The sequence below is a fragment of the Streptomyces sp. NBC_00878 genome (assembly GCF_026341515.1).
Classification (GTDB): Bacteria; Actinomycetota; Actinomycetes; order Streptomycetales; family Streptomycetaceae; genus Streptomyces.
In genome coordinates this window covers 6,469,736-6,489,781 of the sequence record NZ_JAPEOK010000001.1, presented here as the reverse complement: position 1 = coordinate 6,489,781, position 20,046 = coordinate 6,469,736, and the positions used below count along the sequence as shown (strand labels likewise).

Here is a 20,046-nt window from a genome sequence, read left to right as displayed (position 1 = left end):
TTCGCCCTTCGAATCGACTACCTTGATCGGCCCCGCGCTTACCACATGCAGACATGCGGATGCACGAGAGCCGACGAGTCAGTCTACGCCAGGGCCCTCGGAAAGACGAATCGAGATAGCCTGCCCCACACGGAAGATCCCTAAGCAGCGAGCTAGCGGGGACCCCTGAAAACGAGGCTTGGCATGGGCGCCCCTTCAGGGGCGCGGGGAACTGCGCGACGAGCCCCCACCGGCCCGCAGCCGCGACACATACACCAGCCCGCCCCTACGACGCGAACTCAGCCCAGAGGATCAGGCGCAGCCGTGATCCCATACTCCGCCAGCTTCGCCCTACCCCCGTCGGGAGCCGTGAGCACAAGCGGCCCACCCTCCGTCAGAGCAACAGAATGCTCCCAGTGCGACGACCACGTACCGTCCGTAGTGATGACCGTCCAGTCATCGGACAGTACCTCGGTCTTCGGCGTACCCAGCGAAACCATGGGCTCGATGGCAAGGCAGAACCCGGGAACGAGCTTCGGCCCCTTCCCCCGCCGCCGCTCCACGTAGTTCAGCAGATGCGGATCCATGTGCATCTCGGTACCGATGCCGTGACCGCCGTAGTCCTCGATGATCCCGTACTTGCCACCGCCGGGCTTCGGCTGCCGCCGGATGTACGTCTCGATGGCACGCGAGACGTCGACGAGCCGATTCCCCGGCTTCATCGCCGCGATCCCGGCCCACATCGACTCCTCCGTCACCCGGGACAGCTCAAGGAGCTCCGGAGCGTGACCGGACCCGACGAAGGCGGTGAAGGCGGCGTCGCCGTGCCAGCCGTCGACGATGGCGCCCGCATCGATCGAGATGATGTCGCCGTCCTTCAGGACGACCTCATCGCTCGGAATCCCATGCACGACGACCTCGTTCGCCGAGGTGCAGATCGTCGCTGGAAAGCCCCCGTACCCGAGGAAGTTCGACTTCGCGCCGTGCTCGTCGAGCACCTTGCGCGCGACCTGGTCCAGATCGCGCGTCGTGGCGCCCGGCACCGCGGCTTCCCGCGTCGCCTGGTGGACGGCGGCGACGACCAGGCCCGCCTCACGCATCTTGGCGATCTGCTCGGGGGTCTTGATCTGCACCATGAGGGCCCGCGCTCTCCGTCTTCTCTGCCTATTCGGTCAACTACACAACAGTAAGGCCGCGGCGCCCAGCACGGGCACCGCGGCCGAACCAGCCAGGACGACTACTTGTCGTCGCCCTCGCTGTCGCTCTTGTCCTCGTCACCGTCGCTCTGGCCCTTGCCCTCGGCCTGACGGTCGAGGGCGTCCATCGCGCGCTTGGTGACCTCGTCCACCTTGCCGAGCGCCGAGATCGTCACGACCAGGCCCTGGGCCCGGTAGTAGTCGATGATCGGCTCGGTCTGCGTGTGGTAGACCTCCAGGCGCTTGCGGACGGTCTCCTCGGTGTCGTCGTCGCGCTGGTACAGCTCGCCGGCGCAGACGTCACAGACGCCTTCCTTCTTCGGCGGGCTGTACGTCACGTGGAAGACGTGACTCGAGTCCTTGCGGCAGATGCGGCGGCCGGCGATGCGCTTGACCACCTCGCCCTCGGGGACCTCCAGGTCGAGCACCGCGTCCAGCTCCACGCTGTCGGCCTTCAGCGCCTGGTCCAGCGCCTCGGCCTGCGAGACGTTCCGCGGGAAGCCGTCGAGCAGGAAACCGCCCGCTGCGTCCGGCTGCTCCATGCGGTCCCGTGCCATGGCGATCGTGACCTCGTCCGGCACGAGGTTGCCCTCGTCCATGTACGACTTCGCCAGTTTGCCGAGTTCCGTCTGCTGGCTGATGTTGGCACGGAAGAGGTCGCCCGTGGAGATGTGCGGGATCGACAGGTTCTGGGCGAGGAACGCGGCCTGCGTTCCCTTGCCCGCACCGGGCGGCCCGACGAGGACGATACGCATCAGCGGAGGAACCCTTCGTAATTGCGCTGCTGGAGCTGGCTCTCGATCTGCTTCACCGTCTCCAGACCCACACCAACGATGATCAGGATGCTGGTGCCACCGAACGGGAAGTTCTGGTTGGCGCCGAAGCCCGCCAACGCCATCGTCGGCACGAGAGCGATCAGACCCAAGTACAGCGAACCCGGCCAGGTGATCCGGTTGAGTACGTATCCCAGGTACTCAGCGGTCGGTCGGCCAGCCCGGATGCCCGGGATGAAGCCACCATACTTCTTCATGTTGTCCGCGACTTCCTCGGGGTTGAACGAGATCGCCACGTAGAAGAACGCGAAGAAAATGATCAGGAAGAAGTAGAGGACGATGTGCGCCGGCGCGGCCGTATCCGCCAGATGTTGCTCGATCCAGGTCTTCCAGCCGGACGTTCCACCGGCGAACTGCGCGATCAGCGCCGGGATGTAGAGCAGCGACGAGGCAAAGATCACAGGGATGATGCCCGCCTGGTTGACCTTCAGCGGAATGTAGGTCGACGTACCGCCGTAGGACCGGCGGCCGATCATCCGCTTCGCGTACTGAACGGGAATACGGCGCTGAGCCTGCTCCACGAAGACGACCAGGCCGACCATGAACAGGCCGACCGCGATCACGGTGCCGAACTCGATCCAGCCGTCCGCGAGGTCACCCTGCTGCTTGATGGCCCACAGCGCGGACGGGAAGGTCGCGGCGATCGAGATGAACATCAGGATCGACATGCCGTTGCCGATGCCGCGGTCGGTGATGAGCTCACCGAGCCACATGACGACGGCCGTACCGGCGGTCATCGTGATGACCATCGTGATGGTCACGAAGATCGACTGGTCCGGCACGATCTGGTTCGCGACCGGGCAGCTGGTGAACAGCGCACCGCTGCGCGCGGTGGCCACCAGACCGGTGCCCTGAAGGATGGCCAGCGCCACCGTCAGGTAACGGGTGTACTGCGTGATCTTCGCCGTACCGGCCTGGCCCTCCTTCTTGAGGGCTTCCAGACGCGGGATCACCACGGTCAGCAGCTGCAGAATGATGCTCGCCGTGATGTACGGCATGATGCCCAGCGCGAAGATCGTGATCTGCAGCAACGCGCCACCACTGAACATGTTGACCAGGCCGAACAGACCCGTGTTCTGGCTCGCGTTGTCGATACAGATCTGGACGTTCTTGTAGTCGACACCGGGGATCGGGATGTGTGTGCCCACCCGATAGACCACGATGATGCCGAGCGTGAAGAGCAGCTTCTTGCGCAGGTCGGGCGTCTTGAACGCCCGGGCGAACGCGGTGAGCACGGTGCCTCCTGCGACCCCCGCGCAAGTGCGTCAGAGGTGACGGTCTTGAGGTTCGACGAATAAGTAACGGACAGCTAACTAACAGTCAGGAGCTTCCCGGAGTTCCCGTACGGCACACCGGGCGAAAATTAGCAGCGCAGGCCACCTTACCGGCGACACCGCTCCCCTAGGAACGACCAACCGGGGATGCCCCATTTGTGGGGCACCCCCGGTCGGGTTCGCTCAAGTCATCGAGACGCCTGGTGATGTCAGACGAGCTCGGTGACGGTACCGCCGGCGGCGGTGATCTTCTCCTTGGCGGAGCCGGAGACGGCGTCGACCGTCACCTGCAGCGCCACGGAGATCTCGCCCTGGCCGAGGACCTTGACGAGGCTGTTCTTGCGAACGGCACCCTTGGCGACGAGCCCCTCGACGGTGACCTCGCCACCCTCCGGGTACAGCGCGCCCAGCTTGTCGAGGTTCACGACCTGGTACTCGGTCTTGAACGGGTTCCGGAAGCCCTTGAGCTTCGGAAGACGCATGTGGAGGGGCATCTGGCCACCCTCGAAGCGCTCCGGAACCTGGTAACGGGCCTTCGTGCCCTTGGTACCACGGCCTGCCGTCTTACCCTTCGACGCCTCACCACGACCCACACGGGTCTTGGCGGTCTTGGCGCCCGGGGCGGGACGGAGGTTGTGGATCTTGAGCGGGTTGTTCTCCGCCATGATCAGTCGACCTCCTCAACCGTCACGAGGTGGCGGACGGTGTGCACCATTCCGCGGAACTCGGGGCGGTCCTCCTTGACGACCACGGTGTTGATCCCCTTGAGACCAAGGGACCGCAGAGTGTCACGGTGGTTCTGCTTGCTGCCGATGTACGACTTCGTCTGCGTGACCTTGAGGCGAGCCATTACGCACCCGCTCCCGCACGCGCACGGAGCAGAGCCGCGGGGGCGACGTCCTCGAGGGGCAGACCGCGGCGGGCCGCGATCTCCTCGGGACGCTGCAGGCCCTTGAGGGCCGCCACGGTCGCGTGCACGATGTTGATCGCGTTGGACGAGCCGAGCGACTTCGACAGGATGTCGTGCACGCCGGCGCACTCGAGGACAGCACGCACCGGGCCACCGGCGATAACGCCGGTACCGGGGGAAGCAGGCTTGAGCAGGACGACGCCCGCGGCCTTCTCGCCCGTGATCGGGTGCGGGATGGTGCCCTGGATACGGGGGACCTTGAAGAAGTGCTTCTTGGCCTCCTCAACACCCTTGGCGATGGCGGCCGGCACCTCCTTGGCCTTGCCGTAGCCGACACCGACGGTGCCATCGCCATCGCCCACTACGACGAGCGCAGTGAAGCTGAAGCGACGACCACCCTTCACAACCTTGGCGACGCGGTTGATCGCGACGACGCGCTCAACGTACGCGGTCTTCTCGGCGGCAGCAGCGCCGCCGTCACGGCCCTTCCGGTCCCGCCGCTCGCCGCCACCGGCACCGCTTCCGCGGCGCTGGGGTCCAGCCATTGGAATTACCTCTCTCTGTTTCCGCTAGCTACGCGCCAACGATTTTGTCGCTGACGCGACGGGCGACTCAGAACTTGAGTCCGGCTTCGCGGGCGGCGTCCGCCAGAGCGGCGATGCGCCCGGCGTACTGGTTGCCACCACGGTCGAATACGACAGCCTCGACGCCCGCGGCCTTGGCGCGCTCGGCGACCAGGGCGCCGACCTTGCCGGCCTGCGCGGACTTCTCGCCCTCGCCGCGGATCGACGTGTCCAGGGTCGACGCCGACGCCAGGGTGTGACCCTTGATGTCGTCGATGACCTGGGCCACGATGTGGCGGTTCGAGCGCGTCACTACCAGGCGGGGACGCTCAGCCGTTCCGTTGACCTTCTTACGGATCCGGATGTGACGCCGCTTGATGGCTGCACGCTTGTAAGCGTCGCCCTTAGCGATCTTCGTTCCGTATGCCATGGCTTACTTACCCGCCTTTCCGACCTTGCGGCGGATGACTTCGCCCTCGTACTTGACGCCCTTGGCCTTGTACGGGTCGGGCTTGCGCAGCTTGCGGATGTTGGCCGCAACCTCTCCGACCTTCTGCTTGTCGATGCCCTCGACCGAGAACCGCGTCGGGTTCTCGACCTTGAAGGAGATGCCTTCGGGGGCCTCGACAGTGATCGAGTGGCTGTAGCCGAGCGAGAACTCCAGGTTGGAACCCTTCGCCAGGACTCGGTAACCGACACCGCTGATCTCGAGCTTCTTCACGTAACCCTGGGTCACGCCGGTGATCATGTTCGCCACCAGCGTGCGGGACAGGCCGTGCAGGGCCTTGTTCTGACGCTCGTCGTTCGGGCGGGTGACATTGAGAATGCCGTCCTCGCCCTTAGCGATCTCGATCGGCGCCGCGACGGTGTGGGAGAGAGAGCCCTTGGGGCCCTTCACCGAAACCGTACGGCCGTCGATGGTGACGTCCACGCCGGCGGGAACCGTGATGGGGAGCTTGCCAATGCGCGACATAGCTGTTTCCTCCGTTCCCTTCCGCTACCAGACGTAGGCGAGAACTTCTCCGCCTACGCCCTTCTTGCCGGCCTGCTTGTCGGTGAGGAGACCGTGCGACGTGGAGATGATCGCCACGCCGAGGCCACCGAGCACCTTGGGCAGGGAGGTGGACTTCGCGTACACACGCAGACCCGGCTTCGAGATCCGCTTGATGCCCGCGATGGAGCGCTCACGGTTCGGGCCGAACTTCAGCTCGAGGACGAGCTTCTTGCCGACCTCGGCGTCCTCGACCTTCCAGCCGGTGATGAAGCCCTCCTGCTGGAGGATCTCCGCGATGTGAGACTTGATCTTGCTGTGCGGCATCGCGACATCGTCGTGGTACGCCGAGTTCGCGTTACGCAGACGCGTAAGCATGTCCGCGATGGGATCAGTCATGGTCATGAATTGGCCTTCGGCCTCTCTCGCCGGGGTTTCCAGTGCGCCATCCCTCTCCCCACTCAGTGGCGGGACGGGTGCGGTGCGGGGACCTACGGCGTAGTAAGCGTTTATAGCGGGCCATGCCCGCGGGCGTCTGTGCGTCAGAGCGCCCAACCCTCCTAGCCTAAGCCATGGAGGGATGGACCTCTGACACTGCCCTTTACTTACCGAGAGCTTCCGGAATCCCAATCCAACCTGTCGGCCCGAAGGGCCGCCCTTGAGGGGCGGTGGTCGGGTGACGGGTGGGAGGGATTACCAGGAGCTCTTGGTCACGCCCGGCAGCTCGCCACGGTGAGCCATCTCACGAAGGCACACGCGGCAGAGGCCGAACTTGCGGTACACGGAGTGCGGACGGCCGCAGCGCTGGCAGCGCGTGTAGCCGCGTACACCGAACTTGGGCTTACGAGCAGCCTTGGCAATCAGAGCCTTCTTCGCCATCTCGCTTACGCCTCCTTGAAGGGGAAGCCGAGGTGACGGAGAAGGGCACGGCCTTCGGCGTCGTTGGTCGCCGTGGTGACCACGGTGATGTCCATACCCCGGACGCGGTCGATCTTGTCCTGGTCGATCTCGTGGAACATGACCTGCTCCGTGAGACCGAAGGTGTAGTTGCCACGGCCGTCGAACTGCTTGGGGGACAGACCACGGAAGTCGCGGATGCGCGGGAGCGCGAGCGACAGGGTGCGGTCCAGGAACTCCCACATGCGGTCGCCACGGAGGGTGACGTGTGCACCGATCGGCTGGCCCTCACGCAGCTTGAACTGCGCGATGGACTTACGGGCCTTGGTGATGGCCGGCTTCTGACCGGTGATCGTGGTGAGGTCGCGCACGGCGCCGTCCATCAACTTGGAGTCGCGGGCGGCGTCGCCCACACCCATGTTGACCACGATCTTGACGAGGCCCGGGGTCTGCATGACGTTCTCGTACGAGAACTCTTCCTGCAGCTTGCCCGCGATCTCCTCGCGGTACTTCGTCTTGAGACGCGGAGTGGTGGTGGTAGCCATCAGATGTCCTCACCCGTCCGCTTGGCAACGCGAACCTTGTTGCCCTCGTCGTCGAAGCGGTAGCCGACACGCGTGACGACCTTGTTGCCGTCCTTCTCCACGACCAGCTGGACGTTGGAGACGTGGATCGGGGCCTCGGTCGTGACGATGCCACCGGCCTGCGAACCGCGAGCGGTGGGGCCGGCCTTCGTGTGCTTCTTGACCCGGTTGACACCCTCGACCAGGACGCGCTCGTCGCGCGGGTAAGCGGCAATGACCTTGCCCTGCTTGCCCTTGTCCTTACCGGTGATGACCTGGACCAGGTCGCCCTTCTTGATCTTCATGCTTACAGCACCTCCGGCGCGAGCGAGATGATCTTCATGAACTTCTTCTCGCGCAGCTCACGGCCGACGGGGCCGAAGATACGGGTGCCGCGAGGGTCGCCGTCGTTCTTCAGAATGACGGCGGCGTTCTCGTCGAAGCGGATGTACGAGCCGTCCGGACGGCGGCGCTCCTTGACGGTGCGAACGATGACCGCCTTGATGACGTCACCCTTCTTCACATTGCCGCCGGGGATCGCGTCCTTGACGGTGGCGACGATGACGTCACCGATGCCCGCGTAGCGGCGACCGGAGCCACCGAGCACACGGATGCAAAGGATCTCCTTCGCACCAGTGTTGTCGGCGACACGCAGTCGCGACTCCTGCTGGATCACGTCTATCTCCTGATTGTCTGCCGGTTCCCGGCGAGCCCCGTAAGTCGTTCACGGGGCTCGCCGAGCCTGGCGGAACTGTTCCTAGGGTGTCCCCCTAGGAGGGATGTGCTTGCCTGCGGAGTTTCCTCGCGGAAACTACTTGGCCTTCTCGAGGATCTCGACGATGCGCCAGCGCTTCGTCGCGGACAGCGGACGGGTCTCCATGATGACAACCCGGTCGCCGACGCCCGCGGCGTTCTGCTCGTCGTGGGCCTTGAGCTTGTTCGTACGGCGGATGACCTTGCCGTACAGCGCGTGCTTGACGCGGTCCTCGACGGCGACGACGACGGTCTTGTCCATCTTGTCGCTGACGACGAGACCCTCACGGGTCTTGCGGAAACCGCGGTTCGTCTTCGTCTCTTCAGTCACGTTGCTCTCGCTCATCAGGCGCTCTCCACCGTCTCGATGCCCAGCTCGCGCTCACGCATCAGGGTGTAGATCCGCGCGATGTCCTTGCGGACGGCCTTCAGCCGACCGTGGTTCTCGAGCTGACCCGTGGCCGCCTGGAAGCGGAGGTTGAACAGCTCTTCCTTGGCTTCGCGGAGCTTCGCGAGAAGCTCCTCGTCACCCAGTTCGCGCAGCTCGGACGCCTTGGTACCGGCCGACATCACGCTTCACCTGCCTCGCGCTTGACGATCCGGCACTTCATCGGCAGCTTGTGGGCTGCGCGAGTCAGGGCCTCACGGGCGATCTTCTCGTTGGGGTAGGACAGCTCGAACATGACCCGGCCCGGGTGCACGTTCGCGACCCACCACTCGGGGGAACCCTTACCGGAACCCATGCGGGTCTCGGCGGGCTTCTTGGTCAGCGGGCGGTCCGGGTAGATGTTGATCCAGACCTTGCCGCCACGCTTGATGTGACGGGTCATCGCGATACGAGCCGCCTCGATCTGGCGGTTCGTCACGTACGCCGGCGTGAGGGCCTGAATGCCGTACTCGCCGAACGAAACCTCCGTACCACCCTTGGCCTGACCACGGCGCTTGGGGTGGTGCTGCTTGCGGTGCTTGACCCTACGGGGGATCAGCATGTCGGTCAGGCCTCCGTTCCGGTGCTCTCAGCCGGAGCGGCAGCGGCGGCGGGAGCCTCGGCCTTGGGGGCCTCGGCAGCCGGCGCGGACTGCTGCTGCGGCTTGCGGCCGCGGCCGCCACGCTCGCCACCGCGGCCACCGCCACGGGCCGGGCGGTCGCCACCCGGGCCGCCACCGCGGGCCGGGCGGTTACCCGCACGGGCAGCGGCGTTCTCGGCGCGGACCTCGGCGATGTTCTTGACGTCGCCCTTGTAGATCCAGACCTTCACACCGATACGGCCGAAGGTCGTCTTGGCCTCGAAGAAGCCGTAGTCGACGTTCGCGCGGAGCGTGTGCAGGGGCACACGGCCCTCGCGGTAGAACTCCGAGCGGGACATCTCGGCGCCGCCGAGACGGCCACCGCACTGGATCTTGATGCCCTTGGCGCCGGCCTTCATCGTGCCCTGCATGCTCTTGCGCATGGCACGACGGAAGGAGACGCGGGAGGACAGCTGCTCGGCGACGGCCTGGGCCACCAGCTGAGCGTCCGTCTCCGGGCTCTTGACCTCAAGGATGTTCAGCTGGACCTGCTTGCCGGTCAGCTTCTCGAGGTCACCGCGGATGCGGTCGGCCTCGGCGCCACGACGGCCGATGACGATGCCCGGGCGCGCGGTGTGGATGTCCACACGGACGCGGTCACGGGTGCGCTCGATCTCCACCTTCGAGATACCGGCGCGCTCCATGCCGGACGTCATCATCCGACGGATGGCGACGTCTTCCTTGACGTAGTCCTTGTACAGCTTGTCGGCGTACCACCGGGACTTGAAGTCCGTGGTGATGCCGAGCCGGAACCCATGCGGGTTAACCTTCTGGCCCATTACCGGGTTCCTTCCTTGCTGCTGACGACCACGGTGATGTGGCTGGTCCGCTTGCGGATCCGGTAGGCGCGGCCCTGGGCACGCGGACGGAACCGCTTCAGGGTCGGACCCTCGTCGACGTACGCCTCGGAGATGACGAGGCTGTCGGCGTCGGTGTGGTCGTAGTTGTGTGCGGCGTTGGCGATGGCGCTGTCAAGCACCTTGCCGACCGGCACGCTCGCGGCCTGCGGGGCGAAACGCAGGACCGCCTGAGCCTCCGTGGCATCCATGCCACGGATAAGGTCCACCACGCGGCGGGCCTTCATGGGCGTAACGCGGATGTACCGCGCCTGGGCCCTGGCTTCCATGGTTGTCCTTCCAGTGTCTGTCATGGTCATTCCACCCCGCGTTAGCGGCGCTTCGACTTCCGGTCGTCCTTGACGTGACCCCGGAAGGTGCGCGTCGGCGAGAACTCGCCGAGCTTGTGGCCGACCATCGACTCGGTGACAAACACCGGAATGTGGGTCTTGCCGTTGTGCACCGCGATCGTGTGGCCGAGCATGGCCGGGATGATCATCGAGCGACGGGACCAGGTCTTGATGACGTTCTTGGAACCGGCTTCGTTCTGGGCGTCCACCTTCTTGATCAGGTGGTCGTCGACGAAGGGCCCCTTCTTGAGACTGCGCGGCATCTAAACCCGCTCCTAGCGCTTCTTGTTCGTCTTGCGGCGGCGGACGATGTACTTGTTCGAAGCCTTCTTCGGCGAACGAGTACGACCCTCCTTCTGACCCCACGGCGAGACCGGGTGGCGACCACCGGAAGTCTTGCCTTCACCACCACCGTGCGGGTGGTCAACCGGGTTCATCGCCACACCGCGAACGGTCGGGCGGACGCCCAGCCAGCGCTTGCGGCCGGCCTTGCCCCAGTTGATGTTCGACTGCTCGGCGTTGCCGACCTCGCCGACGGTGGCGCGGCAGCGCACGTCGACCAGGCGGATCTCTCCGGACGGCATGCGCAGGTGGGCCATCTGGCCCTCCTTCGCGAGCAGCTGCACGGAGGCACCGGCGGAGCGGGCGAACTTGGCACCGCCACCGGGACGGAGCTCGATCGCGTGGATCGTGGTACCGACCGGGATGTTGCGGAGGGCCAGGTTGTTGCCCGGCTTGATGTCGGCCCCGGGACCGTTCTCGACGCGGTCGCCCTGCGACAGGTTGCGGGGGGCGAGGATGTAGCGCTTCTCGCCGTCCGCGTAGTGCAGCAGCGCGATGCGCGCGGTGCGGTTGGGGTCGTACTCGATGTGCGCGACCTTCGCCGGCACGCCGTCCTTGTCATGGCGACGGAAGTCGATGACACGGTAGGCGCGCTTGTGTCCACCACCCTGGTGGCGAACGGTCACACGACCGGAATTGTTACGGCCGCCCTTGCTGTGCAGCGGGCGAACCAGCGACTTCTCCGGCGTGGACCGCGTGACCTCGACGAAGTCGGCGACGCTGGAGCCACGACGGCCCGGCGTAGTCGGCTTGTACTTGCGGATTCCCATTTCTCAGTCCTCGTCCGATATTCGGACCAGGGCGCTCCGTTAGGAGGCCTGGCCGAAGATGTCGATACGGTCGCCCTCAGCGAGGGTCACGATCGCGCGCTTGCTGTCCGCACGCTTGCCGAAGCCGGTGCGGGTGCGCTTGCGCTTGCCCTGACGGTTGATCGTGTTGACCCCGGTGACCTTGACCGAGAAGACCGCCTGGACGGCCTCCTTGATCTGCGTCTTGTTGGAGCCGGGCGCGACGATGAAGGTGTACTTGCCCTCGTCGAGCAGCGCGTAGCTCTTCTCCGAGACGACCGGCTTGAGGAGCACGTCACGGGGATCCGTGAAGGACTTGCTCAGCGGGGTCTCGACGGTGTTCTTGCCCTCGGTGGCGTGGCGCTTCGCCTTGGCGACGCGCGCGACCTTCTTGGCCTTGGCGGCCTTCGAGGCGATGCTCGGGTGACGCGTAGCCATCAGGCTTCGCTCCCTTCGGTGTCGGCGTTCCGCTCTGCGGAGGGCGCACCGGACACGAAGGACTCGAAGGCGGCCTGGGTGAAGACCACGTCGTCCGAGACGAGAACGTCGTACGTGTTCAGCTGGCCCGGGTCCAGGATGTGCACCTGGGGCAGGTTGCGGGCGGAGAGCAGGCCCTGCTCGTCCTCGCGGGAGATGACCAGGAGCACGTTCTTGCGCTCGCTGATCTTGCCCAGCAGGGACTTCGCGGCCTTCGTGGAGATCTCGCCGTCGACCACGCCGGTGACGACGTGGATACGAGCGTTGCGGGCCCGGTCGGTGAGGGCGTGGCGCAGGGCCGCGGCCTTCATCTTCTTCGGGGTCCGCTGCGAGTAGTCACGCGGCACGGGACCGTGCACGACGCCACCACCGGCGAACTGGGGCGCGCGGGTCGAGCCCTGACGGGCGCGGCCGGTGCCCTTCTGGCGGTACGGCTTCTTGCCGCCACCGCGAACCTCGCCACGGGTCTTGGTCTTGTGCGTGCCCTGGCGGGCAGCGGCCAGCTGGGCGACGACGACCTGGTGGATCAGCGGAATGCTGATCTTCTCGACGTCGAAGATCTCCGCGGGGAGCTCGACCGTCCCGGTCTTGTCGCCTGCCGGCGAAAGGATGTCAACAGTGCTCATCGTTACCTCAGGCCCCCTTGGCCGCGGTGCGGACCAGGACGAGGCCGCCGTTCGGACCGGGAACCGCGCCCTTGATGAGCAGCAGACCCTTCTCCGCGTCAACGGCGTGGACGGTCAGGTTCTGGGTGGTGACCCGCTCGTTGCCCATGCGACCCGCCATGCGGAGGCCCTTGAACACGCGGCCCGGGGTGGCGCAGCCACCGATGGAGCCGGGAGAGCGGTGCTTGCGCTGGGTGCCGTGACCGGCGCCGAGGCCCTTGAAGTTGTGACGCTTCATGACACCGGCGAAGCCCTTGCCCTTGCTCTTGCCGGTCACGTCCACCTTGACGCCGGCCTCGAAGACCTCGGCGGAGATCTCCTGACCCAGCGTGTACTCGGAGGCGTCCGCGGTGCGGATCTCGACGAGGTGGCGGCGGGGGGTGACGTCGGCCTTGGCGAAGTGACCCTTGAGGGGCTTGTTCACCTTGCGAGGGTCGATCTCGCCGAAGGCGATCTGGACCGACTCGTAGCCGTCGGCGTCGTTCGTACGGACCTGGGTGACGACGTTGGGGCTGGCCTTGACGACCGTCACGGGAACAACACGGTTGTTCTCGTCCCACACCTGCGTCATGCCGAGCTTCTCGCCCAGGATGCCCTTGATCTGCTTAGCCATTCTCAGATCACCGGCCCCTAGAGCTTGATCTCGATGTCGACACCGGCCGGGAGGTCGAGTCGCATCAGGGAGTCAACGGTCTTGGGCGTCGGGTCGAGGATGTCGATCAGGCGCTTGTGCGTGCGCATCTCGAAGTGCTCGCGCGAGTCCTTGTACTTGTGCGGCGACTTGATGACGCAGTACACGTTCTTCTCAGTGGGCAGCGGCACCGGGCCCGCGACCGACGCACCAGTTCGCGTCACCGTCTCGACGATCTTCTTCGCCGAGCTGTCGATGACCTCGTGGTCGTAGGCCTTGAGCCGGATGCGGATCTTCTGTCCCGCCATGGCTACTCAGTAGTCCTTAGTCTCGTTTAACGCTCTGCGACCCGGGGTTCCGCGTCCCTCACCTCCGACCCACGCGGTCGGGCGTGTCGCGCTCCTGCTGACAGAGATATCCACGAGTGGATTTCCCTGCCGAGGGACGCGGCTGAGCCCAAAAGACAACCGCTGGACCGGGGGCCGACTGCATCGAATGAGCGGATGCGTAGCCACCGGGCGCCTGGTCGGTACCCCGCTGACACTTCCCGGAAGATTCCCGTACGTCCGCCCCAGCGCTGCCTTACGGCAGTTGGAGCGACGAGTACTGTGGGACTCGCTTCCGGTCCTCCCGGCGGGAGGCGCGCAGCATCGGCACTCAACCGAGCAACCCCGGTAGTCTGCCATACGGGGCATACGGCTGGCCAATCGAGCCGGAGAGAATACCCCCAGGGTGACGCAGGTCAAACACGGGCCGCGCATCGAGAGCTCCACACTCACGCAGTTTGTCGCCCAATGGCCCGTGGCGGTACCGATCCGCCGCCAAGCTGCGCCCCGTCACTTCCCGTGATGCCCTGCGGAGCCGTTCCGCCGACGGGTGGGTCCGAGCTCGTCGCTTCCGGCCCAGCGTCCCCGTTTGCCGTGCCGCAGCCGGGGGGCGCGTGCGGGCAGCGCCAGATGCAGTGGCCGCACGGAGGTGTCTCGCGCGTTTCCGGCTCGTCGGGCGCCGCGCCGCCACCTTGAGGCGGCTCCTCGGCCGCGGGCCTCCGGGACGGATCGAACAGAGCGCTGCCGCTCTTCACACCCCACCGGTACCGCTTCCGGGCCGCGCGTCGGAACCTACGGCGCCTACGGGCCGACATGCTGGACGACAGTCCGGAGACATAACCGTTCACGCAGTACTCGAACTGGTCGCTTAAATCCTGCAAGATCGATCGCAGGTTCGATAGATCGGTTCCCAAGATCTGAAGGTGATTGTCGTCCGGCGACGGAGACGATGCATCGATGGCCTCACAGAGACGACGCAGCGTCCCTCCGAAGCTCTCAGCGGCCTGCCTGTACACGCGGAACTCTTTGAGTGCGGCGTCGAGGCTGTCCTTGCTCTGCCGCAGCATTTCGCTGTAGGCGTCGTACGTCCCGCCCGCCGGCTCCTCGGTCCTCCCGGTGCGTTGCAGCCGGTGAATACCGTCGCCGCAACTGTCCGTCGCGGCCTTGGCCGCGCCCCAGACATGCCCGCAGTAGACGCTCAGATCGATCAGTGGCTCATGCAGGGGACCATCTCGTGATCCGCTCCTGAATGAGACGTAGGCCACCCCGATGGTTCCCGCCGCGGTGATGAGCGCAACGACGATCTCGCTCTGCACGGTTCCCCCTTCGCGCAGCCGAGCGGTGTCACCGCCCCCTCACATCGTAGGCAGGCAAGGGCAGTTGGGACAGACTGCCGCACATCGGGGAGAGAAAGGCGAATGGTTCAGCTCCCGGAGGCGTACGAGACGAAGTCGGCCCAGGTGGTCGGGGCGAAGGTGAGCCGGGGGCCAACGGCGTTCTTGGAGTCGCGGACGTGGATGACGGCGGAGCTGAGGGCTATCTCGACGCAGTCGCCGGGTTCGTTGCTATCGCTGTAGCTGCTCTTGAACCAGTGGAGTTCCGTGGCGCTCATAGTTCTCCCAGAGTGCGCTCGATGAAGGCCAGAGACTCCCTCGGGGTGAGAGCCTGCGCGCGGATCATGCCATACCGCAATTCAAGGATACGAAGATCCTTCGGGTTGGAGACCGGGCGCCCGTTGAACGCACCATCGCAACGCCCGACCGCCGTGCCGTCGGCGAACTTCAGCACCTGGATCAAGCCCTGTACTCCGGCATGCTCCTCGCAGTCGGTCGGCATGACCTGAAGTGTGACGTTGCGCAACCGCCCCACCTTCAGCAAGTGTTGGAGCTGTCGACGCAACACCATTTTCCCACCGAGCGGGCGTTCCAGAGTCACTTGTTCCTGGACAAAACTGAGCGTCGGGGCGGGCTCCCGCTCGAAGATCGACTTCCGGCTCATACGTGCGGCGATCTCTCGCTCCACCACGTCCGAGGTGAGTGCGGGCTGCCTCATTTCGTACAGCGCCCGTGCGTACTCCTGCGTCTGCAACAGCCCCTGGATGTTGTGGTTGCTGTACTGCATCAGCTCGACCGCCCGGTCCTCCAACTCCTTCAGCTCCCGCACCTTCTTCGGGTACCGAGCCTTCTCCATGTCCTCCTTGAACGCCTTGAGATGCCCGCCCGCGTTCAGGAGCTCGTCCGCCCGGTCAAGGAACTCCGGCCGGGGAATCCGCGCCCCGCGCTCGATCTTGCGGATCATGTCCTCGCCGTACCCGATGGCTTCCGCGAAGTCGGCGACCCGCATCCCGGCCGCCTCCCGGCAGAGCCTGACCAGTCGCCCCACGGCTTCCACCAACGGCGCGCTCTCGTCCCCGGGTTCGAGGTCCCAGCCCGCCTCGTCCACACCTTCGCTGCTCATGCCCACCCACCTCCAACGCCCACCCGTACCCGTACGACACCCGAGACAGCCAAGACAGAACGAGACAACGGCGGGACAGTCCCGGTACGCACAGTCGTCATCGCAGCTCAGACTAGGCATCATCCGCCACGCTGAGTCACATGAATCAGGAAACGGTCCGACCCCCGTCCCAACTCGACTGCACCATCCGCAACTTCAGCGTGCTCCTGTCCCCCACACCCCGCGGCGCCCGCCTGGCCCGCCTGCTCACGACGGAGCAACTCCGCACCTGGGAACTCCCGTCGGACCCGGACATGCCGAGCACATCGTGGCCGAGCTGGCGGCCAACGCGGTCACCCACGGCCGCGTACCCGGCCGCGACTTCCGCCTCACGCTGTACGTGATCGGCGGCACCCTCCGCATCGAGGTGACCGACACGCGTGGAGACCGACCGGTCGCCCAGCCCCAACATCCCACCCCCACAGCCGAGTCGGGGCGAGGTCTGGTCCTCGTCGAGGCCCTCGCCGACCGCTGGGGCGTCATGCTCGGCCCACCCCCGCGCAAGACGGTCTGGGCCGAGATCAGCGTCGTACCGCAACCCGCTCCCCCCGGATCGCGGCAAGTCACATCCCGGTGAATGGCCAACCGGAAGCGCACGACATCAATTGCTTTTCCAAGACCCGGGGAGAGAACCCCACCAAGCCCCTCCTGCCTCCCCCGTCAGCACCGCGAGGCCGCGTCGCCCACAAGGGTGACAATCGCCAACTCAGCTGGATTTTCGTCCGGTTGGCGGGCATATGCTCGCCCCGCGACAACCGAGACATCAACAGCATGTCGACCAGCAAGTCGACCAGCTAGACAATTCCAGAACATGCGACGGCCCCCGGCCGGGACTGGCATCCCGATCGAGGGCCTGACCAACGAGAAGTAGTCAAAGGGACTTCCCGATGGATGAGCAGAACCCTAGCGCGCCCCCGTGCGCCCAGCCCCGGATTCCGCGGGGCATCACCCATATCAACGTCCGCCACACCACCCGCTTCACGGTGATCGGCAACCACCTCGCCCAGCACCGGGAGTTGTCCGGGCTCGCGATCGGGCTCGCCGTCCACATCCAGTCGCTGCCCGCCGGCGCCCGCGCCGACATCAAGACGCTCGCGGCCCGCTTCCCCGAGGGCGAGACGAGGATCGCGGCGGCCCTGCGGGAGCTGGAGGCGCACGGCTATCTCGCCCGCACCCGCGAACGCCTGCCGAGCGGCCGAGTCGTCACGCACACGGTGTCGTACAACCAGCCGAGGGGCGTCGACGCCCAGAAGCCTGGCCCAAGGCCCACGTCCAGGCCCACACCCACGTCCGGGCACACACCCACGTCCAGGCTCACTCCCCAGCCGAAGCCCGTCCCCGTTCCGGTTCCTGCCCCCGCGATCGAGGCCGACCCCGCCCCCGTACGGCCTGACGTCAAGGTTCCGCCGCCACCCGCCGCAGATCCCCGCCCCAGGAACCCTCTCCCCGAACCACACACCTACGACTCAGCCAGCCACCGCACCGCCACCACGCTCCTCGCAAGCCTGCACCGCGACGACCCCCGCCTCCTCCTCGCGGAGCGCGACGTGAGCCGGCTCGCCCCCGCCGTCACCGCCTGGCTGGAACGCGGCGCCGCCCCCGAAGCCGTACGCCGCACCCTGACGGCGAGCCTCCCCGAGGACCCCCTGCGCCACCCAGCTGGCTTCCTGGCCCACCGCCTCGCCGAACTCCTCCCGCCCCCACTCCCCGCAGCCCCGGCGGCCGTACGGGCCGTACGCCCGCTCCCCCTCCAGAACTGCGACGGCTGCGACCGCGCCTTCCGCGCGCCCGAGCCGGGCCGCTGCCGCGGCTGCCGATCCGATCTCCTGGAGGTCGCCTGACGGCCGGAAACCCCTGGAAGGGCCCTGCGGATGTATGAGGCATTGGCTACCTTTGTATGGTGCCCATGGAGCCCATCTGCGGAGGTGCCTGATGTCCGCCACTCAGATCGACATCGACGACGAAGCCCTCGCCGAGGCCATGCGGCTGTCGGGGGCCAAGACCAAAAAGGAGATGGTCAACATCGCTCTCCGGGAGTACGCCGAGCGCCGCCGCCGCACCGAGGCCAGGCTGCGGCATCTTGAGCGGGCCCAGCAGTGGGATGAGGGCGACTTCTGGCGGCGCCACGCGGCGGAGAAGGGGGCCCCGGCCGGGGAGCCCACGGAGAAGGGCATCGCCTGACCGTGATCCGCTATCTCGCCGACTCGACCGCCGTGTGGCGGCTCCAGCGCGACAGAAAGCTCAACGACCTCTGGGCTCACGAACTCGACGAAGGAGCCATCGGCTCATGCGCCGCACAGCGCACCGAGTTCCTCCAGTCCGCACGCGGTCTCGACGAATACGACCTCATGACGGAGATGTTCGCCGACCTGTACCCGGACGTGCCGGTCCCGAAGGGCGTCTGGCGGTGGATCGAGGCGGCACAGTACCGCCTCGCCCAACGAGGCCAGCACCAGAGCCTGTCCGTCATCGACTGGCTGGTCTGCGCCACGGCCTCTCACCACGGCCTGGTCGTCCTGCACGACGACAACGACTTCCGCGCTGCCGCCCGCATTCTCACCGACGTGACGGAACGAAGCGTGTTCGCGCCCCCGGGCTGACCCCGCTCCGGCTCATCGCCACTCAGTGCCTCTCCAGCGTTCAGCTCTCTCCAGCGCAAACAGCAAAAGGACCCGCACGACCGAAGTCGTACGGGCCCCTTCGAAGAGCTCTCAGCTCAGCTGACGCTGGAGCTACCAGGCGTTCAAGCCCAACAGGTAAGCGACGCTTACTTGTTGATCTTGGTGACCTGGCCGGCGCCCACGGTCCGGCCACCCTCGCGGATGGCGAACTTCAGGCCCTCTTCCATGGCGACGGGCTGGATGAGGTCGACCGTCATCTCAGTGTTGTCGCCGGGCATGACCATCTCCGTGCCCTCGGGGAGGGTCACAACACCGGTCACGTCAGTCGTACGGAAGTAGAACTGGGGACGGTAGTTGTTGAAGAACGGCGTGTGACGGCCACCCTCGTCCTTGGACAGGATGTACGCCTGGGCCTCGAACGAGGTGTGGGGCGTGACCGAGCCGGGCTTGATGATGACCTGGCCGCGCTCGACGTCCTCGCGCTTGATGCCACGGAGGAGGAGGCCGACGTTCTCGCCCGCCTGGCCCTCGTCGAGCAGCTTGCGGAACATCTCGATGCCGGTGACCGTGGTGGTGGTCTTCTCGGTCTTGATGCCGACGATGTCGACGGTCTCGTTGACCTTGAGGACACCACGCTCGATACGGCCGGTGACGACCGTGCCACGACCGGTGATCGTGAAGACGTCCTCGATGGGCATGAGGAACGGCTTGTCGACGTCACGCTCGGGCTGCGGGATGCTCTCGTCGACGGCCTTCATCAGGTCGAGGACGGTCTGGCCCCACTCCTTGTCGCCCTCAAGGGCCTTGAGCGCCGAGACCTTGACGACCGGCAGGTCGTCGCCCGGGAACTCGTACTCGGAGAGCAGCTCACGGACCTCGAGCTCGACGAGCTCCAGGATCTCCTCGTCGTCCACCATGTCGGCCTTGTTCAGGGCGACGACGATGTACGGAACGCCGACCTGGCGGGCCAGGAGCACGTGCTCCTTGGTCTGCGGCATCGGGCCGTCCGTCGCGGCGACAACGAGGATGGCGCCGTCCATCTGCGCCGCACCCGTGATCATGTTCTTGATGTAGTCCGCGTGACCGGGGCAGTCGACGTGGGCGTAGTGACGCGTCTCCGTCTGGTACTCGACGTGCGCGATGGAGATCGTGATACCGCGCTGGCGCTCCTCAGGAGCCTTGTCGATCTGGTCGAAGGCCGAGGCCTCGTTCAGGTCCGGGTACGCGTCATGCAGCACCTTGGTAATGGCGGCCGTGAGGGTCGTCTTACCGTGGTCGATGTGACCGATGGTGCCGATGTTGACGTGCGGCTTAGTCCGCTCGAACTTCGCCTTCGCCACTGGGGTCCTCCTGTGGAGTGGTTCTGTACGCCTTACTCATCGGCGCCAGGTGATCTTTGCTGGAAAGCCGGGGCCCGGGGCGGTTCCGCCGCTGTTTGCGGTGGAATGCCCCAGCAGGCTCCGGAGTCAAGCCTAAGGTGTGAACTCG

At 66.1% G+C, this 20,046-nt stretch carries 31 protein-coding genes and 1 pseudogene; 4 read left to right on the top strand and 28 right to left on the bottom strand.

From position 1 onward, the window contains the following. Positions 1 to 278: 278 nt before the first annotated feature. The 27 genes from map to OHA11_RS28065 form a co-directional block, all read right to left on the bottom strand. The gene (gene map, locus OHA11_RS28195) at positions 279 to 1,115 is read right to left on the bottom strand and encodes a type I methionyl aminopeptidase (protein WP_266501048.1); all 837 of its coding nucleotides are present in this window, start codon (positions 1,113 to 1,115) and stop codon (positions 279 to 281) included. 101 nt (positions 1,116 to 1,216) lie between these two features. Beyond that, positions 1,217 to 1,930, bottom strand: a complete 714-nt coding sequence (locus OHA11_RS28190) for an adenylate kinase (protein ID WP_266501046.1) — start codon at positions 1,928 to 1,930, stop codon at positions 1,217 to 1,219. Next, a complete protein-coding gene (secY, locus tag OHA11_RS28185; RefSeq protein ID WP_266501044.1) occupies positions 1,930 to 3,243 on the bottom strand; it encodes a preprotein translocase subunit SecY in 1,314 nt (437 codons plus the stop codon). Before secY ends, OHA11_RS28190 begins: the two co-directional genes overlap by 1 nt. Positions 3,244 to 3,491: 248 nt before the next feature. After that, on the bottom strand, positions 3,492 to 3,947 hold the full coding sequence (rplO, locus tag OHA11_RS28180) for a 50S ribosomal protein L15 (protein WP_266501042.1): 456 nt from the start codon (positions 3,945 to 3,947) through the stop codon (positions 3,492 to 3,494). A 2-nt stretch (positions 3,948 to 3,949) separates the two neighbouring features. After that, complete coding sequence (gene rpmD / locus OHA11_RS28175; RefSeq protein WP_006376032.1) at positions 3,950 to 4,132, bottom strand: 50S ribosomal protein L30; 183 nt, start codon at positions 4,130 to 4,132, stop codon at positions 3,950 to 3,952. Continuing rightward, a complete protein-coding gene (gene rpsE, locus OHA11_RS28170; RefSeq protein WP_006376045.1) occupies positions 4,132 to 4,737 on the bottom strand; it encodes a 30S ribosomal protein S5 in 606 nt (201 codons plus the stop codon). Before rpsE ends, rpmD begins: the two co-directional genes overlap by 1 nt. A 67-nt stretch (positions 4,738 to 4,804) precedes the next feature. Then, positions 4,805 to 5,185 (bottom strand): 50S ribosomal protein L18, encoded by a 381-nt coding sequence (gene rplR / locus OHA11_RS28165; RefSeq protein ID WP_143642846.1) that lies wholly within the window; start codon positions 5,183 to 5,185, stop codon positions 4,805 to 4,807. A 3-nt stretch (positions 5,186 to 5,188) separates the two neighbouring features. Further along, entirely contained in the window at positions 5,189 to 5,728 is a 540-nt protein-coding gene (gene rplF, locus OHA11_RS28160) for a 50S ribosomal protein L6 (RefSeq protein WP_266501038.1), read from the bottom strand. A 24-nt stretch (positions 5,729 to 5,752) separates the two neighbouring features. After that, entirely contained in the window at positions 5,753 to 6,151 is a 399-nt protein-coding gene (gene rpsH / locus OHA11_RS28155; RefSeq protein WP_055614920.1) for a 30S ribosomal protein S8, read from the bottom strand. A gap of 288 nt (positions 6,152 to 6,439) precedes the next feature. Next, the gene (locus OHA11_RS28150) at positions 6,440 to 6,625 is read right to left on the bottom strand and encodes a type Z 30S ribosomal protein S14 (protein WP_003948630.1); all 186 of its coding nucleotides are present in this window, start codon (positions 6,623 to 6,625) and stop codon (positions 6,440 to 6,442) included. Between the two features lie 5 nt (positions 6,626 to 6,630). Continuing rightward, on the bottom strand, positions 6,631 to 7,188 hold the full coding sequence (gene rplE, locus OHA11_RS28145; protein ID WP_100594878.1) for a 50S ribosomal protein L5: 558 nt from the start codon (positions 7,186 to 7,188) through the stop codon (positions 6,631 to 6,633). Continuing rightward, complete coding sequence (gene rplX / locus OHA11_RS28140) at positions 7,188 to 7,511, bottom strand: 50S ribosomal protein L24 (protein WP_266501032.1); 324 nt, start codon at positions 7,509 to 7,511, stop codon at positions 7,188 to 7,190. Before rplX ends, rplE begins: the two co-directional genes overlap by 1 nt. Before the next feature lie 2 nt (positions 7,512 to 7,513). Continuing rightward, entirely contained in the window at positions 7,514 to 7,882 is a 369-nt protein-coding gene (rplN, locus tag OHA11_RS28135) for a 50S ribosomal protein L14 (protein ID WP_003992364.1), read from the bottom strand. A 135-nt stretch (positions 7,883 to 8,017) separates the two neighbouring features. After that, positions 8,018 to 8,305, bottom strand: a complete 288-nt coding sequence (gene rpsQ, locus OHA11_RS28130; protein ID WP_266501029.1) for a 30S ribosomal protein S17 — start codon at positions 8,303 to 8,305, stop codon at positions 8,018 to 8,020. After that, positions 8,305 to 8,529: a 50S ribosomal protein L29 gene (rpmC, locus tag OHA11_RS28125; protein ID WP_003998824.1), complete on the bottom strand. Its 225-nt coding sequence runs from the start codon at positions 8,527 to 8,529 to the stop codon at positions 8,305 to 8,307. The genes rpsQ and rpmC overlap by 1 nt, the downstream gene beginning before the upstream one ends. Continuing rightward, entirely contained in the window at positions 8,529 to 8,948 is a 420-nt protein-coding gene (gene rplP / locus OHA11_RS28120) for a 50S ribosomal protein L16 (RefSeq protein WP_055614924.1), read from the bottom strand. Before rplP ends, rpmC begins: the two co-directional genes overlap by 1 nt. A 5-nt stretch (positions 8,949 to 8,953) precedes the next feature. Beyond that, the gene (rpsC, locus tag OHA11_RS28115) at positions 8,954 to 9,805 is read right to left on the bottom strand and encodes a 30S ribosomal protein S3 (RefSeq protein ID WP_266501026.1); all 852 of its coding nucleotides are present in this window, start codon (positions 9,803 to 9,805) and stop codon (positions 8,954 to 8,956) included. After that, a complete protein-coding gene (rplV, locus tag OHA11_RS28110) occupies positions 9,805 to 10,152 on the bottom strand; it encodes a 50S ribosomal protein L22 (protein ID WP_030619142.1) in 348 nt (115 codons plus the stop codon). Before rplV ends, rpsC begins: the two co-directional genes overlap by 1 nt. Positions 10,153 to 10,193: 41 nt before the next feature. After that, entirely contained in the window at positions 10,194 to 10,475 is a 282-nt protein-coding gene (gene rpsS / locus OHA11_RS28105) for a 30S ribosomal protein S19 (protein WP_010986346.1), read from the bottom strand. Positions 10,476 to 10,487: 12 nt separating this feature from the next. After that, positions 10,488 to 11,324 carry a 50S ribosomal protein L2 gene (gene rplB / locus OHA11_RS28100; RefSeq protein WP_055614926.1) on the bottom strand — a complete coding sequence of 279 codons (837 nt, stop codon included), beginning with the start codon at positions 11,322 to 11,324 and terminating at the stop codon, positions 10,488 to 10,490. A gap of 39 nt (positions 11,325 to 11,363) precedes the next feature. Continuing rightward, a complete protein-coding gene (gene rplW, locus OHA11_RS28095; protein WP_143642849.1) occupies positions 11,364 to 11,780 on the bottom strand; it encodes a 50S ribosomal protein L23 in 417 nt (138 codons plus the stop codon). Then, positions 11,780 to 12,445, bottom strand: coding sequence for a 50S ribosomal protein L4 (rplD, locus tag OHA11_RS28090; protein ID WP_266501021.1), 666 nt, complete (start codon positions 12,443 to 12,445; stop codon positions 11,780 to 11,782). Before rplD ends, rplW begins: the two co-directional genes overlap by 1 nt. A gap of 7 nt (positions 12,446 to 12,452) precedes the next feature. Further along, the gene (gene rplC, locus OHA11_RS28085; protein WP_266501019.1) at positions 12,453 to 13,097 is read right to left on the bottom strand and encodes a 50S ribosomal protein L3; all 645 of its coding nucleotides are present in this window, start codon (positions 13,095 to 13,097) and stop codon (positions 12,453 to 12,455) included. Between the two features lie 17 nt (positions 13,098 to 13,114). Then, complete coding sequence (gene rpsJ, locus OHA11_RS28080; RefSeq protein WP_003948644.1) at positions 13,115 to 13,423, bottom strand: 30S ribosomal protein S10; 309 nt, start codon at positions 13,421 to 13,423, stop codon at positions 13,115 to 13,117. Between the two features lie 467 nt (positions 13,424 to 13,890). Next, positions 13,891 to 14,757 carry a hypothetical protein gene (locus OHA11_RS28075; RefSeq protein ID WP_266501017.1) on the bottom strand — a complete coding sequence of 289 codons (867 nt, stop codon included), beginning with the start codon at positions 14,755 to 14,757 and terminating at the stop codon, positions 13,891 to 13,893. Positions 14,758 to 14,864: 107 nt separating this feature from the next. Next, complete coding sequence (locus tag OHA11_RS28070) at positions 14,865 to 15,053, bottom strand: DUF397 domain-containing protein (RefSeq protein WP_266501015.1); 189 nt, start codon at positions 15,051 to 15,053, stop codon at positions 14,865 to 14,867. Beyond that, complete coding sequence (locus tag OHA11_RS28065) at positions 15,050 to 15,898, bottom strand: helix-turn-helix transcriptional regulator (RefSeq protein WP_266501013.1); 849 nt, start codon at positions 15,896 to 15,898, stop codon at positions 15,050 to 15,052. Before OHA11_RS28065 ends, OHA11_RS28070 begins: the two co-directional genes overlap by 4 nt. Before the next feature lie 140 nt (positions 15,899 to 16,038). Between OHA11_RS28065 and OHA11_RS28060 the strand changes: the two are divergent. The 4 genes and pseudogenes from OHA11_RS28060 to OHA11_RS28045 all read left to right on the top strand — a co-directional run bounded on the left by OHA11_RS28060 (position 16,039) and on the right by OHA11_RS28045 (position 18,537). Beyond that, a pseudogene (locus tag OHA11_RS28060) lies at positions 16,039 to 16,514 on the top strand (ATP-binding protein). 310 nt (positions 16,515 to 16,824) lie between these two features. Further along, positions 16,825 to 17,778 (top strand): helix-turn-helix domain-containing protein, encoded by a 954-nt coding sequence (locus OHA11_RS28055; protein ID WP_266501010.1) that lies wholly within the window; start codon positions 16,825 to 16,827, stop codon positions 17,776 to 17,778. Positions 17,779 to 17,869: 91 nt separating this feature from the next. Further along, on the top strand, positions 17,870 to 18,118 hold the full coding sequence (locus OHA11_RS28050; RefSeq protein ID WP_266501007.1) for a type II toxin-antitoxin system VapB family antitoxin: 249 nt from the start codon (positions 17,870 to 17,872) through the stop codon (positions 18,116 to 18,118). A gap of 2 nt (positions 18,119 to 18,120) precedes the next feature. Continuing rightward, on the top strand, positions 18,121 to 18,537 hold the full coding sequence (locus OHA11_RS28045; RefSeq protein WP_266501005.1) for a PIN domain-containing protein: 417 nt from the start codon (positions 18,121 to 18,123) through the stop codon (positions 18,535 to 18,537). Positions 18,538 to 18,704: 167 nt separating this feature from the next. Here OHA11_RS28045 and tuf read toward each other — a convergent pair whose 3' ends face one another. After that, positions 18,705 to 19,898, bottom strand: coding sequence for an elongation factor Tu (gene tuf, locus OHA11_RS28040; protein ID WP_266501003.1), 1,194 nt, complete (start codon positions 19,896 to 19,898; stop codon positions 18,705 to 18,707). Between the last annotated feature and the right edge of the window lie 148 nt (positions 19,899 to 20,046).